The organism is Synechococcus sp. UW179A, from assembly GCF_900473965.1.
Classification (GTDB): domain Bacteria; phylum Cyanobacteriota; class Cyanobacteriia; order PCC-6307; family Cyanobiaceae; genus Synechococcus_C.
On the sequence record NZ_UCNJ01000012.1, the window covers coordinates 256,891 to 272,532 of the forward strand.

Below are 15,642 nucleotides of genomic sequence, written 5' to 3' on the forward strand. Positions count from 1 at the left end.
CGTCAGGAAGGCACCAAATTCACCAGCTTCCCTGGCACCACAATCACCCGCCTGGGGGGCTTGCCGTCTAGCCAGCGCTTGGCCACATGGCTGGCCAGCGCCAGAGCCTCAAGCGTGTCTTTGTCGCATTCAGCTGGAACCTGAATGGTTCCACGGACCTTTCCCTTGATCTGAATCACCAGATCAACAGTGTCTTGCACCAGTGCTTCAGGGTCATGTAATGGCCAGGGCTGGAGATGAACACTTCCCTGTCCACCAAGTCGGAACCAGAATTCCTCTGCAAGGTGTGGAGCAAACGGTGCGAGCAGCCTGATCAGCGCCCGCATCGCCTCCTCCTGGACCGGTCTTGATGCCTCCAGCACAGCTCCAGAAAGACTGTTCGAGAGTTTCATCAACTCCGATATCGCTGTATTGAACTGGTACTCACCACTGAGGTCCTCACCTACAGCTTGAATAGCTAGATGAACAGCACGTCGAATCTCTGTTTCCGATTCGGACAAATCTGTGGGATTGCCTGATGTGTCGTTGCTCAGCAGCTGATCCGGAGCTGTCACCTTGCTGACGCTCTCGACCAGCCGCCAGAGACGTTGAAGGAAGCGGAACTGTCCTTCCACATCGGCGTCATCCCACTCAAGATCTTTCTCAGGCGGGGCTTTGAAGAGGATGAACATCCGAGCCGTATCCGCTCCATATCGGTCAATCACCAGTGCCGGATCGACTCCGTTGTGCTTCGACTTGGACATTTTTTCAAACAGCACCTCAAGCTCCCCGCCGTCGTCTGGGTCAGTCGGAGCACCCTGATCGGCCACCTGAGCGGGAGCAACATATCTCCCCGTTCGTGGGTTGAGGTAAGTCACCCCTTGCACCATTCCCTGAGTCAAGAGCCGCTCAAAAGGCTCATTGATCGAGATCAAGCCTCGATCCCTTAATGCTTTGGTGAAAAATCGCGAATAAAGCAAGTGAAGAATGGCGTGCTCAATGCCTCCCACGTACTGCTGAACGGGTAGCCAACGCTTGACGACATCCTTGCCAAATGGACGATCGCAGTTGTGAGGATCAGCGAAGCGCAGGAAATACCAGGAGGAACACATGAACGTGTCCATCGTGTCTGTTTCACGTCGTGCCGGTTTCCCGCAGATTGGACAGGGGACATTCACCCAGTCAGAGAGTGCGGCAAGAGGTGATCCACCTTTGCCAGCAAGATTCACATCCTTAGGCAGAGACACCGGTAACTGATCTGCAGGAACCGGTTGGGCGCCGCAATCCGGACAATGAATGATCGGGATCGGGCAACCCCAGTAGCGCTGTCGTGAGATCAGCCAATCTCGAAGCCTGTATTGCCGCTTGGCTCGCGCCCATCCTTTGGTTGTGCCGTGTTCGGTGATGGCCTGTTTGGCCTGTTCATTGCTCTGGCCATCGAATGCTCCGCTGTTGACCAGGGTGCCAGGTCCTGTCCATGCTTCACCGTCATTGAGGTGTTCATCAGCGCCAACCACCTGGATGACGCGCTGCACGGGCAGCTCGTAGGTGCGTGCGAAACGGAAATCGCGTTCGTCATGGGCGGGAACTCCCATCACTGCTCCAGTTCCGTATCCCGCCAAGACGTAGTCAGCAACCCAGATCGGAACCTTCTGACCGTTGGCCGGATTCACCGCTTCGGCACCGGTGGCGACGCCACGCTTGGGACGATCATCCGCTGTGCGCTCATCGTTGGAAAGGTCGCTGACCAAATCACGGAATGCTTCAACAGATTCTTTCTGATCCGCAGTGGTGAGAGCATCCACTAATGGATGTTCGGGCGCCAAAACCACATAGCTGACACCAAAGAGGGTGTCGGCTCTTGTGGTGAATACGGTGATCGTGTCGTCATGTTGGCCATCGACTTTAAAGTCGATTTCTGCCCCAATGGAGCGTCCGATCCAGTTCGCCTGCATCGTGCGGACCCTTTCAGGCCATCCCTGCAGCTGATCAAGGTCCTCGAGCAGAGCATCCGCGTACTGGGTGATTTTCAGAAACCACTGCTTCAGGTTTTTCTGCTCGACCAGCGCACCCGATCGCCAGGAACGCCCCTCGGAATCAACCTGCTCGTTGGCTAGCACCGTCTGGTCGATGGGGTCCCAGTTAACAGTTGCTTCTTTCTGGTAGGCCAGACCTGCTGAATGCAACTCAAGAAAAAGCCACTGGGTCCAGCGGTAATAGTCCTCATGGCATGTGGCCTGTTCCCGAGACCAGTCGATCGATAGCCCCAGGCGACCAAGTTGATTTCGCATTTGATCGATATTTCGGTCTGTCCAGACGCCGGGGTCCACATTGCGTTCGATCGCAGCGTTTTCAGCAGGTAAACCGAAGGCATCCCAGCCCATCGGATGCAGCACAGCATCACCGCGCATCCTTTGTGCTCTAGCGATCACATCGGTTATCACGTAGTTCCGGACATGCCCCATATGGAGGCTGCCAGAGGGGTATGGAAACATCGACAGCGCATAAAAGGCCTTTTGCTCAGGCCTGGGCTCCTGCGTTTGATAAAGCGCTTCTTGCTCCCACTTGTGCTGCCACTGTTCTTCGAGAAGAGAGGGGTCGTAGCGATCGGACAGCCTCGAGCTGGATTCGGGCATGGACGAGGACTGCGGGGCTGTCACATCAGGAGAACACCTGCGAGAGATCGTGACACAGCTTGAGACCTTCCACTTGAAGCAGCCCCGAAGTCGCTCAGGCCAAAGGGCGAATGGTGAGCACCGCCAGGCGGTTGATCAAGACGGGATCGTTGCTGTCGTCCCGTTGCAGTGCGAAGTACTGAGGATCCTGCCAAGCGAGACGGCCATCCAATCTGCGGCCATCATTCAGCTCGATTCCGAGCACTCGCTGCTCACGAATCCAAGACTGAATCAACCGGATACCGGGCAAGCTGGGATCAAAGCCCGTTGAATCCATGGTGTGGAAATGAAAAAGGCATGTCTTCTGCACTCCAGCAAAGACGCTTGTCTACGTCAATCAGGCTGAGGAGTGCACGGTTCTTGGATCGCTTGATCCTGCAGAGTGATGATGAGTTTGTCTGGCGACAACAAGTTGCCTCTTGCTGCCTCCAATAACTGATCAAGGACTTGTTGTGGACTTAAAACCTGAGACAAGAGAGCAATTACTCATCGCGCTCACGAATCAGTGGGCATCCATGTTGGATCAATTGGATGAAGGTGATTTCACGCCTGAAGATTTTTATGAGATTCGGAAAGTGGATTCAGATGATGAGCTGATCAGAGAGAGTGGCTGTCTAACGGATCAGGACCTGAATCAATTCATCAATGATTGGTATTTCAGTGGGTTCTGGTCTTCTTCTTGACCAGAGCGATATTCGGGATCGCGATATTTTGGCTGTGTTTCTTGATTTGTAAGCTCTAGATTTGTTTGAACAAGATTTAAAACGCATCAATGATGAATCCATAGGCTTGTAGGCTGATAGCTGCTTGAATTATTTCTTACCGATTAGATGTGCTCCGATTTAATATCAGCATTGTTGGGAATATGAGCTAGGATGTTTCTTCTTTGTCTGAATGGAATGAGCTCTCCAACGAGGTTATTGGGTTTCGCTGTCTTGATTAGCTGCTTAGGCGGTTGTCAATATTTTATGTCGCCCAAGACAATGATTGAGAGCACTGAGGCTGACGAGCTCTGTTATCAGTGGAAAGAGGAGTCAAGAAAAGAAATCATGAAATCCGGAATGACCTATACGCTATTCAATAGGGGATGTAAATTGAATTCTGATCGGTCGATGTATCTTGGTTACGAGGGTGGTTATTTGACAGGTGATCAAAAGCAGGATGAACAAATTATGGCAAATTGGACTGTCGTGAAGACCTTCAAATTAAAGAATTGATTTTGCTTTGCTCTGCAGTCTTCTGATCGTTACTGCCATGTTTCAGTTGCTGTCGCTAAATAAATGACTGTTTTGTAGGAACTTTTTGTTAAATCTTCTACCTTTTTTGAACTTGCTTCTGATGGCGATTCTTGGGGGTTGCGCTGTTCTGTCATCAGTAAGCAGACTCGCGATCTTCATGAGGTTGAGATGAGAAGCAAGGGATCCGCTCAGATTGAGCTGATGTCGAGTTGAGCTTTGGGTTGTTTGAGTTCCCTGGACCGCGCATGCTTCTGTTCGTTTCATCACATTGCTTCAGAGCGCTACTAACCACAGCTCAGCCCCATTGATAAAGGAATATCAGGTCTCGAAATCCTGTAACGTGTTGGTATAACAGGGTTGTACTGAATGCTGACATTCAGCAAATATCAAGGGCTTGGCAACGACTTCATTTTGATGGAGGGCCGTTCCGGGCAATTGTCCGCTGAGATTCACACCCCCGATCCAGGCTGGGTTCAACGTCTTTGCGATCGACGCTTCGGAATTGGAGCAGATGGATTGATTTTGGCTCTGCCTCCGGAAGGTGATGCTGAGCTGCGCATGCGCATTTTCAACGCCGATGGTTCGGAAGCAGAGATGTGTGGCAATGGAATTCGCTGTCTTGCGCGCTTCCTTGCTGACAGCGACGGGGATGGTCCCGGTCGTCGATGGGCGATCGAAACGCCTGCCGGTCTGATCATTCCGGAACTTCATAACGACGGTCAGATTCGCGTGGATATGGGAGCTCCGTTTCTTGATCCTGCCTCGGTACCTACCACCCTCGCGGCCAACGCGTCAGGACTTCCGGTGGGTGATCTCAACCTTGATGGGCACACTCTTGCCTTGGCGGCGGTTGGCATGGGAAATCCTCATGCAATTGTGCCCGTCGACGATCTCGACTCCATTCCCTTTGAAAGCTGGGGAGCGGCACTGGAGTGCCACGAGGTTTTCCCGGCCAAGACCAATGTGCATTTTCTAAAGGTGCACGGAGGTTCTCAGCTCGAAATCAGAGTCTGGGAACGAGGTGCTGGTCCCACCCTTGCCTGTGGCACCGGCGCTTGCGCCACGCTTGTCGCTGCTGTTCTGCTCGGACTCAGCGATCGGGAGGCCACCGTTGAGTTGCCCGGTGGCCCTCTTCAGATCAGCTGGGAGACGCCTGGTGCATCGGTGTTCATGACTGGCCCTGCCGTTGCCGTGTTCGACGGTGTTCTCAATCCTGAACTCGTCCCGTCTCAGAGCTCAATATCTGATGGAGTATCAGTCGCGATCGCTGAACAAACGGCTTCCCGCAAGGCAGCTAGCGGAGAGTCCGATAAGCCGGAGCCTGCTGATGCCTGTTCCGAGGAGGAAGCCCAGTCCAGAGTGCAGGAATTCCTTGCTTCCAATTCGCTGGATTCGATGATCAACATCGCCACTGAGTCCTTGGAACAGCGAACACTTGCGCGACTCCAACGCGATACCCAATCCTGAGAGACGTGTTCTATCTCGATGCTTGCGCCACCGCGCCCCTCAGACCTGGGGTCCTTCAACGCATGGTCGAGACCCAAGATCAGGCCTGGGCTAATCCCTCAAGTCTTCATCAGTTCGGCCTGAAAGCCTCTGAAGCCTTGGAGAGGGCCCGCTCTCAGATCGCCGCGAAACTCTCTGCAGAACACAGGGAAGTGGTTTTCACCTCCGGTGCCACTGAATCCATTCATCTCGCCCTTCATGGGCTCGCCGCCTCACGTTCGCCAGGCCGGCTTGTGATCTCTTCGGTGGAACATCCCGCTGTCTCTGGGGCGGCTCGTTTGCTGTCGAAAAGCGGCTGGGACGTGACCGAATGGCCTGTTGATCAGCTGGGCAGGATCAGATTGGAACATCTCGATCAACTGCTGGCTCCACCAACCAAGATTGTTTCTTTGGTCTGGGGTCAGGGTGAGGTCGGCACGATTCAGCCCTTGCTCACCGTTGCAGAGGCTTGCAGAACGAGGGGAATCCCCATCCATACCGATGCCACCCAGATTCTGAGCCAGGCACTTCCCAGCTGGAAGCATTTACCCGTAGATCTACTCAGCTCCTCGGCCCACAAATGCGGAGGTCCCAGAGGGATCGGCCTGCTGATGACGCGTGAGTCGTATCGCTCCGCGCTGAAACCGCTCCTATCAGGTGGTGGACAGGAGGGAGGCCTGAGAAGTGGTACCGAATCTGTTGTTCTGGCAGTCGGTATGGCGGCTGCGCTGGATCAGATCGAGTGCTGTCCTCCAGATGATCTCGCTCGATCAGGACATGGCATCGCAGATCTCCGCGATGCTTTACGCGACCGGCTGCTCAGAGACCAACGTCTGATGGTCTGCGGTGATCCACAGGATCGGCTTCCCCACCATCTTTCACTGCTGGTGAGCGATCACAACGGTCAGCCCGTTTCAGGTCGTCAACTCGTTCGAAGTCTGGATGCGTGTGGTCTGGCCGTTAGCAGCGGCAGTGCTTGTTCATCCGGCAAGGACAGCGACAGTCCTGTTTTGGCCTCCATGGGACTTCCACAGATGATGCGTCGATCCAGCATCAGAATCAGCCTTGGGCCCTGGATTGAACACAAGGATCTCGATGGGATCGTTCAGCGCTTCCATCAAGGACTCGAGGAGACACTCTGCAGTTGATCACGCAGCGGCTGTACGCTCCGCCCCAGCGATCTAACTAGGCCTGGTGAGCGCCGTTCTTCCCGCTGATCTATCCGAAGCTGAACAGCGGACATTCGTTGCGTTGAGTGAGGTTCTTGGCTCCAAGCGTCGTGGTCGCTGGCAAATCACCTGGAAGTTCGAGGGGCTTCGTTTGCTCGGACCCTCAATCCGGCTATCTCAGGCACTCCAAGACAGCGGCATCAGTCTTTTGCTGGCCTGGCCCGATGCAGGTGCTGCAGCACTGGCCAAGCGTGATGGACCTGAACTTGCCGAGTGTTGTGTTGATCTCAATCAGCTGCAACGCGATCCTGCCTGGGCCGGACGTGGTGATCTTTTGCTGATTGTTGGTGCTCAACCCAGTGACTATGAAACGGTTGAGGCGATCTGTAGTCAGTGGTTTGAACCGGTTGTGCTGCTGAATAGCCGTCTCGAAGACGCTGCTGTAGGGATTGGCAGTGTGGCTCGTCAACGACGAAAGGGATTCATGTCTATCTGGCAATCGGCCTTTCATTTGGAACCCTTTCTTCAAGGCGCTCTGATGCAAGAACGTCAGCAGCAATGGGAACTGTTTCGAATGGACCCGGACGGTTATCGATGGGTCAAGCAATTTGATGCCCGTCCCGATCAAGAACAGATTGACGATGCTCTTGCCAGTGCGGGGGACGGTTTAAGGCAGACCCTTGGGGCAATGGATCGCTTCATTGATGATCTGCGTGGTTGATACCCAGGCTCATCACTTTTAGTGTTGCCGTCTCGAGCTCACTCCCATGGCCTTCTCGGATCGTCTTCGATCAATGTCCTTCATTGACGTTGCAGCGGCGGTTGTTGCACTGGTGGCTATCGGAGGTGTGTTGTGGAGTCCGAAGCTCAGCAACACGGTCGCCAGGGCTACAGGGGCGATCAAACCAGTGGAAGTCACTGTGGACGTCCGTAATACCAGTGCTGCTGATCCGGACCAACTGATCGCAGAAGCGCTCAAATCCGGCCGTACCTCCCTGGTGATCCGCAACCAGCCTGCTGGAAGCGTGCAACTGATCAGGGTCGACGACATCAGGCGCCAGCTCGCTTCCGTTCTTCCTGATGGCCGCGTTGTCACGGCCGATGACCCCAATAGGGAGATCCAGGGCATGCTCGATGCCCGATTTGTTCTTCAGGGTGACGCCACAGTTACCTCTTCTGGTGTTGTGATGGCAGGCACCAAACTGAAAGTGGGAATTCCTGTAGAACTTGAGGGCCGTTTCTATCGGGTGAACGGAATTGTCAGTGGAGTCTCCGTCCAATGAGAACAATGTTCCTGACCTCTGGACTACTCCTGACACCCCTGGCCATGCCGGTGGCCGCCAATCAGGCAGTTCCATTGATCATCCCGCCGCCTCCAACCGAGCAACCATTGCCGCAGTTGCAGCCTGGTCGATCGTGTCCAGCGCTTGATAAGGCCCTCAGAAACAATGTCGGCAGCGAAGCAAGAGTGTGGTCTGTCACTGTTCTCAATAGCGATGGAGATGTTCTCGGCAACGTGAACGGTGCCGTGCCAAGAATTCCGGCTTCAAATCAAAAGTTGATCAGCACCGCCTACGCCCTCGATCGGCTTGGCCCGGATTTCCGTTTGAAAACCCGTTTGATCCAGAGGCCAGATGGCTCAATGGAATTAAACGGCCAGGGAGATCCCGATCTCGGTATCGCAGGTCTTCAACGATTCGTTCTTGCTGCTCTTCGTCAAGGCGGTGCCAGAGGAAACTCAGCCTCGGGCGTGAAGCTGATGGTGCGAGAAGAGCCCCGCAGCAACTGGTGGCCCAGCGATTGGCACCCTGCCGATCGTGGTTATGCCTATGGAGCTCCGATCACCCGTTTGGCTCTCACCAGCAATGCCGTTGGCGGTGCCGTAAGCGATCCGTACTCGCGACTGCAGCGACTGTTTCAACAAGAAGCGATTCGTCGCGGTGGAACGGTCCAGATCCAGAGGGGGCAACCTCTTGTCGAAGGGATTTCAACTCAGAACCAGGACTCAGTGGTGTTGCATGAGGAAACCTCCGCACCTATGCACGCGTTGCTCAGTCTTGCCAACACTGAGAGCCACAATTTCACTGCAGAGGTGCTGATGCGCCAGGCTTCAGGCCTCTGGGACGTCAGAACGGCATCCCGTGCAACAGAACGCTGGATGTTTGAGCAAGGACTGCCAATTCAGGGGCTGAGAGTGGCCGATGGCAGTGGACTCTCGCGAAACAACCGAGTCACGAGTAACACCATCGCTGCACTGCTGATGCGCATGGATCAGCATCCGTTCTCGGCGTACTACAAGTCTTCGATGGCCATTGCCGGCCAGAGAGGGACCCTGCGCAATCTTTATCGTGGAACAGTCCTTGATGGACGTTTCCGAGGTAAGACAGGAACCATCAGTGGTGTTCGCAGCATTTCTGGTTATCTGCAAACCGTTGATGGGCCCAGGTACGTGAGCATGATTTCCAACGGATCGGGAAGCCCCAATACGGTGATGGGGCAAATCCTCAGATCTGTTCAGAGGTTCAGCCCATGCCCCTCATCTGTCGCACCCGCGAAGCGGCCCGACGTGCTCGGCTGATCGGCACGGTTTTGCCATCCTTCGCCTCAACCTCGGTTGGCTCATGGCGTCCTGTCTGGATCTTCACCAGTTCCTGACGTCCGGCTAGGACGACCTGAGCCATCTCTTTAAGTCTCTGTTCGAGCTCTCCAAGCGTTTGTTCGGCATAACGGTTTGCTCCGTCCTGAACACTCGCCGCTTCCTGCCGGCTGCGTTGAATCAACGATTCACACTGCTGCTGGGTCTGCTGTCGGAACTGCAGAGCATCCTGATGCAGTCGCTCCGCTTCAGTCTGAGCTTCCTTCTGCAGACGCAGTCCTTCGACCCGAATTTGCTCTAGTTCTTGGAGTGACTGCTGCCGATTGCGCTCATGCTGCTCGGTGAGCTGCCGCTTGAGTTCGTTGGCTTCCTGATCGAGCTGTTGCCGGCGTTGCAGCGACTCCTGTTCAAGCTGTTGGCGACGGGAAGCGAACTGCTGCTCAAGCTGCGCATGCTTTGACTGCATGTCCTGCTCCATCTGGGCGGACTGCTGGCGAACACCCTGAAGCATCTGTTCGCACTGCTGACGAACCTGCTCACGCATCTCGTTGACCTGACGCTCTGCCTCCTGACGAATGGATGCCTGGGCTAGAAGCTGTTCACGCTGATGCTGGGCTTTGCTGATGATCTCATCGGCCTGAGTGCGTGCTGTGGAAATGAACTCATCACGCTTCAGGAGCAGCTGATCGGCCTGCTCGACCTGGGCGGGCATGGCTTCGCGGACCGCGTCAAGCAGCTCAACAGCATCCTGCTCATTGACGAGCCTTCCGCCGCTGAAGGGAACGCGACTTCCCTCCAGGACGATTTCCTCGAGCTGGTCGAGCTGGTCGAGTACGGAGAACCGGATCTCGCTCATCGCTGAGGTTGGTGGAAAGCCGAATTAAAGAACCTCATGAGGTCTTCCGCCACCACCGGAGGAACCATATGTTCAACAGATCCTCCAAAACGGGCCACTTCCTTGACGACGGAACTGCTGAGAAAGCTGTAGTGAGCTGACGTGCTGAGGAACACCGTCTCAAAATCTGGATCCAGTGATCGATTTGTATGGGCGATTTGCAGCTCGTACTCGAAGTCGCTCATCGCACGCAGACCCCGCAGGATCAGTCGTGTGCCATTGGACCTGGCGCATTCAACGGTGAGACCATCAAAACTGATCACACTTACATTGCTGAGATGATCTGTCGAGAGACGGATCTGATGAAGTCGCTCATCCAGCGAGAAGGCTGGAGACTTCCCAGGGTTTTGAAGCACCGCAACAATCAGTTCCTCTACTAGGGATGATCCGCGTTCGATCAGGTCAAGATGCCCGAGGGTCAGAGGGTCGAAGCTGCCTGGATAGAGCGCCTTCATCGCGACAACCTCAGCGGGTGCTGGCCGGATCCTATGCACAACAGCATCCCTAGATTCTCGGCATGCCCACCCTGCTCGAGCAACCGGACCGCCTGGAACGTCGGCTGAAGGAAATCCCGACCGAACCCGGTTGTTACCTGATGCGAGACGCCGAGGATCGTTTGCTGTACGTGGGCAAGTCAAAGAGCTTGCGTAGCCGGGTGCGCAGCTATTTCCGCAGCCGACACGATCTGAGCCCGCGCATCCGCTTGATGGTGCGTCAGATCAGTGAGATCGAGTTCATCGTGACCGACAGCGAGGCGGAGGCACTCGCGCTGGAATCCAATCTGATCAAGAACCAGCAGCCGCATTTCAATGTGCTGCTGAAGGATGACAAGAAATATCCCTATCTCTGCATCACCTGGAGTGAGGCCTATCCGAGAATTTTCATCACGCGGCGTCGACGCTTTCGCAGTCCGTTGGATCGCTTCTACGGCCCCTATGTCGATGTGGGTCTGCTGAGAAGGACGCTGTTCCTTGTGAAGCGAGTGTTCCCACTCAGACAACGCCCCAGGCCTCTGCATCAGGACCGCACCTGCCTGAACTACAACATCGGACGTTGTCCTGGTGTCTGCCAGGAGCAAATCAGTTCAGAGGACTACCACCGCACGCTGCGCAAGGTGGCGATGGTGTTTCAGGGGCGAAGTGATGAGCTTCAGAAACTCCTCCATCAACAGATGGACCGCTACGCCGAGCGTCTGGATTTCGAAGCAGCCGCGAAAGTGCGTGATCAGCTCAAAGGCCTCGATCAACTCACTGCGGATCAGAAGATGAGCTTGCCTGATGCCTCCGTCAGCCGTGATGTGATTGCCATGGCGGCCGATGAACGGCTGGCCGCCGTTCAGTTATTTCAAATGCGGGCCGGCAAGCTGGTCGGTCGACTTGGATATATGGCTGACGCCTCTAATCAGAATCCCGGACAAATCCTGCAGCGGGTGATTGAGGAGCATTACAGCCAAGTGGACGCGGTTGAAATACCGCCTGAATTGCTGGTTCAGCATCCACTTCTCCAACAAGCTCTGCTTGAGGAGTGGCTGACGGAACAGCGCGAACGCAAGGTTCAGATTCACTGCCCGAAGCAGCGTCAGAAAGCAGATCTGATTGAACTGGTTCAACGCAATGCCGACTATGAGCTCCAACGGGCGAAACAGGGTCAGGAGCAGCAGGCTCTCGCGACCGAGGATCTGGCTCAGCTTTTGGAGCTGCCCTCGCCGCCTCGACGGATTGAGGGCTATGACATCAGTCACATTCAGGGCAGCGATGCGGTTGCATCTCAGGTGGTATTCATTGATGGCCTACCCGCCAAGCAGCACTACCGCAAATACAAGATCCGCAGCAGCAGCATCAGGTCTGGGCACAGCGATGACTTCATGGCTATGGCTGAAATCATGCGGCGCCGCTTTCGCCGCTGGGCTCGTGCCAAGGCTGAAGGCGTTGATGTTGGAGCCCTGCGTCATAGGGGGGGAAGTGCATTGCAAACCGATGGTCTTAACGACTGGCCAGATGTGGTGATGATTGATGGTGGAAAAGGTCAGCTTTCTGCGGTGATGGAAGCTCTCAGAGAGCTGGACCTCCAAGAGGATCTCAACGTCTGCTCACTGGCTAAGCAGCGGGAGGAAATCTTTCTGCCAGGTGAAAGTGATCCGCTGGAGAGTGAACCCGATCAGCTCGGAGTGGCTCTGTTGCGTCGTCTTCGCGATGAAGCTCACCGCTTTGCCGTGAGCTTCCATCGACAGCAGAGGGGTGAGCGGATGAAACGCTCCCGACTGTCTGACATTCCCGGCGTGGGTCCAAAACGGGTGAAGGATCTGTTGGCCCATTTCCATTCCATCGATGCCATTCAGTTGGCATCGGTGCAGGCCCTCGCACAGGCGCCTGGTGTCGGTTTGGCGCTGGCCCGAGATATCCATCGCTTCTTTCATCCTGATCAGGATCCAGAGCAGGATGGGCAGATTCAAGACCAGGGCTCTCCCACACCATGATCCGTGCTTTCACACTGGCCGCACTGGTGATGGGTCTAGTGATCGGCTTGATATCACCCGCAACGGTTGAGGCCTCACCGGGGCTCTGCACAGGGCCAGTCTGTGCGGATGACATCACACGCAGTGCCAAGAATCACTGGCAGCTCGTGCTCAAACTCAACGACCAGTTGGGCCATAGAGAAAAGGTTGTGATGAACTGCCGAGCTGGTCAGCTCAGCCCCATGTCAGGCCCGGTGGACAGGGCCTATGCCACATCCATCGGACGACGTGCATGTCGTCTGGCCGGGGAGGGCTGAGGGTGGATCTCACCGTCATCTATCCGAATCAGCTGTTTGCCGAGCATCCCAGCCTGCAACCAGGCAGGCCTGTGGCCCTGATTGAGGATCCGCTCTTCTTCGGTACAGATCCGCGCTGGCCGATGCAGGTGCACCGTCAGCGTCTGCTGCTGCATCGATGTTCCCTATCTGTTTATGCAGAAGGCCTGCGAGGACGCGGCTTTACTGTTCTGGAACGACGTCACCACCAAGCCAAAGACACACAGGGGCATCTCCAGGCTCTCTTTGACATGGGATACAGGCATATCCATCTGGCGGATCCTGTTGACGATGTGCTGAGCAAACGACTGCATCAATTTGCACAGCGGAACGGCTGCAACGTCGAGATCAGCTCAACTCCGATGTTGCTGACGCCGGATTCGGTGATCAATGAGCACTTCATCGCAGGACGCAAGCCGCTGATGGCCAAGTTCTATGAGATGCAGCGCAAACGTTTGAATATTCTCCTCGAGACCGATGGCGCTCCCGTTGGCGGTCGTTGGAGTTTTGATGCCGACAACCGCAAAAAGCTGCCAAAAGGAATCGTTGTTCCTCAAGAACCGAAAGCCTGCTCCGCTGCTGTTGTGGATCGGTCGCGGAAGCAGCTGGAACAGGAAAATCTGCCGCTGATCGGTCAGTGGGATCTGTTCGCCTATCCGCTTGACCATGAGTCCGCAGAAGCTTGGCTGCAGGACTTTCTCAACCAGCGATTACGAGATTTTGGCGCTTATGAGGATGCCATCAGCACACAGCATCGGGTGATGTGGCACAGCGTGCTCACACCGATGCTCAATATTGGTCTGTTGACACCTCAGCAGGTTCTCGACCGCACGCTTGAAAGGGCTGCTGAGGGGGATGTGCCGCTCAATTCACTTGAAGGTTTGATTCGCCAGATCATCGGCTGGCGCGAGTTCATGGCCGCGATGTACAAGCGCCATGGGGTGGAGATGCGCACCGGCAACTTCTGGAACTTCGATGACAGGTCTATCCCTGAGGCCTTCTACCAGGGCACAACCGGCCTGCCCCCGATCGATGATGCCATCCACCACGCTCTGGACACTGGCTATTGCCATCACATCGAGCGTTTGATGCTGCTGGGCAATGTGATGCTGCTTTGCGGCTTTCATCCCAATCGTGTTTACCGCTGGTTCATGGAGCTGTTTGTGGACGCCTACGACTGGGTGATGGTCCCGAATGTGTATGGCATGAGTCAATTCGCTGATGGAGGCCTGTTCTCGACCAAGCCGTATCTCTCGGGTTCGAATTACGTGCGCAAGATGTCGGATTACCGCAAAGGAGAGTGGTGCGAGATCTGGGATGGACTGTTCTGGAGTTTCATCAAGACACACGAGGAGTTCTTCCGTGGCCAGTTCCGGTTGGCAATGATGGCGCGCAACCTGGACCGTATGGATCCGGAGGTGTTGGTCGCTCATCAGCGCCGGGCTGACGGATTCCTTGACTCGATGACCTGAACCCTGTTTATGGTCAATTCATACCGTTCCTTGTGATGTCGCTTCCCCCTGAGGCCTATCTCTGGTTCAAAACACTGCACATCGTTGGTGTGGTGGTTTGGTTTGCAGGCCTCTTCTATCTCGTGAGGCTGTTCATCTATCACGTGGAGGCGAAAGAGCTGGAACCCGAGCTGCGCGGGCCGTTCCAGCAGCAATACAGCTTGATGGAGAAACGCCTTGCCAACATCATCACGACCCCAGGGATGGTGGTCGCGGTTTCGATGGCGATCTGTTTGCTGATTGCCCAGCCTGCCTGGCTTCAGCAGGGCTGGATGCACGCCAAGCTTGCTTTTGTGGCAGCTTTGCTGGCTTATCACGCGTTCTGCTACCGGGTGATGGCTCAGTTGCAGGCCGGCACGTTCAACTGGAATGGAAAACAGTTGAGGGCCCTGAATGAGCTGCCGACGTTGCTGCTGGTGATCGTGGTGATGCTGGTGGTGTTCAAGACCCAGTTCCCCACCAGTGCTGCCACCTGGTTCATCGTTGCGCTGGTGGTGTTCATGGCGGGCTCGATTCAGTTTTATGCTCGCTGGCGCCGGCTTCGTGCTGAGGCCGCTGCCCTTGAAGCTGCAGCGATCAATGCCGCTGGTAATGCTGCTGGAAATGAAGCCTCCTCCACAGAGGCTTCCCATGCCGGCTGATCACCATCCGCTGAGGTCTGTCCTGGAGACAGTTGGACCCGACAGCTGTCCAGGTGAGTTCAATTTTCATTGCCATACCCTCTGCAGTGACGGGAGTCTTGAACCTCTTGCTCTGATCCGGCAGGCGTCCGCCAAGGGACTCACTCAACTGGCTGTGACCGATCACCATTCCAGTGCGTCCTTCCTACCCATGCAGGACTGGCTCAAAGAGCAGCGTGATCTTGGAGAGACGGTTCCGACTCTCTGGAGTGGCATGGAAATTAGTGCAATCATGCGCGGTTGCCTGGTCCACGTTCTTGCACTCGGTTTCGAACCTGCCCACAGGTCACTCGCTGTTTACAACCACGGTGATGCCGCTGTCGGTGAAGCTCTCAGAGCTGAGAGCGTCTGTAAGGCGATTCATGAGGCAGGAGGTTTAGCGATTCTTGCCCATCCAGGCCGCTACAGAGTCGGCTTCGCTGACTTGATTGATGCCGCTGCAGAACTTGGGTTTGATGGTGGTGAAGCCTGGTACGACTACGACATGCAACCACGTTGGAGCTGGTCTCCTTTGGTCTGCGAAGCCATTGATCGCCGCTTGAAGAACCTTGGCCTTTTGCGTACGTGTGGAACAGACAGCCACGGCTTGGACCTTGAAGGTCGCTAAGTTCAACAGACTTCCCT

15 protein-coding genes are annotated in these 15,642 nt (G+C 55.3%); 10 read left to right on the forward strand and 5 right to left on the reverse strand.

All coding sequences use genetic code 11. From position 1 onward, the window contains the following. Positions 1–2: 2 nt before the first annotated feature. The 3 genes from leuS to DXY31_RS17680 all read right to left on the reverse strand — a co-directional run bounded on the left by leuS (position 3) and on the right by DXY31_RS17680 (position 4,026). On the reverse strand, positions 3–2,639 hold the full coding sequence (gene leuS, locus DXY31_RS05835; protein WP_114992848.1) for a leucine--tRNA ligase: 2,637 nt from the start codon (positions 2,637–2,639) through the stop codon (positions 3–5). Positions 2,640–2,709: 70 nt separating this feature from the next. Then, positions 2,710–2,931 (reverse strand): hypothetical protein, encoded by a 222-nt coding sequence (locus DXY31_RS05840; RefSeq protein ID WP_114992849.1) that lies wholly within the window; start codon positions 2,929–2,931, stop codon positions 2,710–2,712. 969 nt (positions 2,932–3,900) lie between these two features. Next, positions 3,901–4,026, reverse strand: coding sequence for a hypothetical protein (locus tag DXY31_RS17680; protein WP_256359618.1), 126 nt, complete (start codon positions 4,024–4,026; stop codon positions 3,901–3,903). 232 nt (positions 4,027–4,258) lie between these two features. On the opposite strand from DXY31_RS17680, the gene dapF reads away from it, so the two are divergent. From dapF to DXY31_RS05870, 5 genes are read left to right on the forward strand one after another with little or no spacing between them, the layout of a single operon-like run. Beyond that, positions 4,259–5,359: a diaminopimelate epimerase gene (gene dapF / locus DXY31_RS05850; protein ID WP_114992850.1), complete on the forward strand. Its 1,101-nt coding sequence runs from the start codon at positions 4,259–4,261 to the stop codon at positions 5,357–5,359. A 5-nt stretch (positions 5,360–5,364) separates the two neighbouring features. Then, positions 5,365–6,525, forward strand: coding sequence for a cysteine desulfurase family protein (locus tag DXY31_RS05855; RefSeq protein ID WP_244279568.1), 1,161 nt, complete (start codon positions 5,365–5,367; stop codon positions 6,523–6,525). Positions 6,526–6,571: 46 nt separating this feature from the next. Next, on the forward strand, positions 6,572–7,267 hold the full coding sequence (locus DXY31_RS05860; protein WP_114992852.1) for a DUF1995 family protein: 696 nt from the start codon (positions 6,572–6,574) through the stop codon (positions 7,265–7,267). Positions 7,268–7,313: 46 nt separating this feature from the next. After that, positions 7,314–7,829, forward strand: a complete 516-nt coding sequence (locus tag DXY31_RS05865; protein ID WP_114992853.1) for a DUF4330 domain-containing protein — start codon at positions 7,314–7,316, stop codon at positions 7,827–7,829. Next, positions 7,826–9,124, forward strand: coding sequence for a D-alanyl-D-alanine carboxypeptidase (locus tag DXY31_RS05870; protein ID WP_114992854.1), 1,299 nt, complete (start codon positions 7,826–7,828; stop codon positions 9,122–9,124). Before DXY31_RS05865 ends, DXY31_RS05870 begins: the two co-directional genes overlap by 4 nt. Here DXY31_RS05870 and DXY31_RS05875 read toward each other — a convergent pair. Beyond that, positions 9,069–9,998: a hypothetical protein gene (locus tag DXY31_RS05875; protein WP_114992855.1), complete on the reverse strand. Its 930-nt coding sequence runs from the start codon at positions 9,996–9,998 to the stop codon at positions 9,069–9,071. The genes DXY31_RS05870 and DXY31_RS05875 overlap by 56 nt on opposite strands. Further along, positions 9,995–10,492, reverse strand: a complete 498-nt coding sequence (coaD, locus tag DXY31_RS05880; protein ID WP_114992856.1) for a pantetheine-phosphate adenylyltransferase — start codon at positions 10,490–10,492, stop codon at positions 9,995–9,997. Before coaD ends, DXY31_RS05875 begins: the two co-directional genes overlap by 4 nt. 62 nt (positions 10,493–10,554) lie before the next feature. Here coaD and uvrC point away from each other — a divergent pair, with 62 nt between their 5' ends. The 5 genes from uvrC to DXY31_RS05905 are packed head-to-tail and all read left to right on the forward strand — an operon-like array spanning position 10,555 to position 15,625. Then, entirely contained in the window at positions 10,555–12,513 is a 1,959-nt protein-coding gene (gene uvrC / locus DXY31_RS05885; RefSeq protein ID WP_114992857.1) for an excinuclease ABC subunit UvrC, read from the forward strand. Between the two features lie 29 nt (positions 12,514–12,542). Then, entirely contained in the window at positions 12,543–12,809 is a 267-nt protein-coding gene (locus tag DXY31_RS05890; RefSeq protein WP_114993100.1) for a hypothetical protein, read from the forward strand. A gap of 2 nt (positions 12,810–12,811) precedes the next feature. Further along, positions 12,812–14,299 (forward strand): cryptochrome/photolyase family protein, encoded by a 1,488-nt coding sequence (locus DXY31_RS05895; RefSeq protein ID WP_114992858.1) that lies wholly within the window; start codon positions 12,812–12,814, stop codon positions 14,297–14,299. A 35-nt stretch (positions 14,300–14,334) separates the two neighbouring features. Next, entirely contained in the window at positions 14,335–14,979 is a 645-nt protein-coding gene (hemJ, locus tag DXY31_RS05900; protein ID WP_114992859.1) for a protoporphyrinogen oxidase HemJ, read from the forward strand. Continuing rightward, entirely contained in the window at positions 14,969–15,625 is a 657-nt protein-coding gene (locus DXY31_RS05905; RefSeq protein ID WP_114992860.1) for a PHP domain-containing protein, read from the forward strand. The genes hemJ and DXY31_RS05905 overlap by 11 nt, the downstream gene beginning before the upstream one ends. The last annotated feature ends 17 nt before the right edge of the window (positions 15,626–15,642 follow it).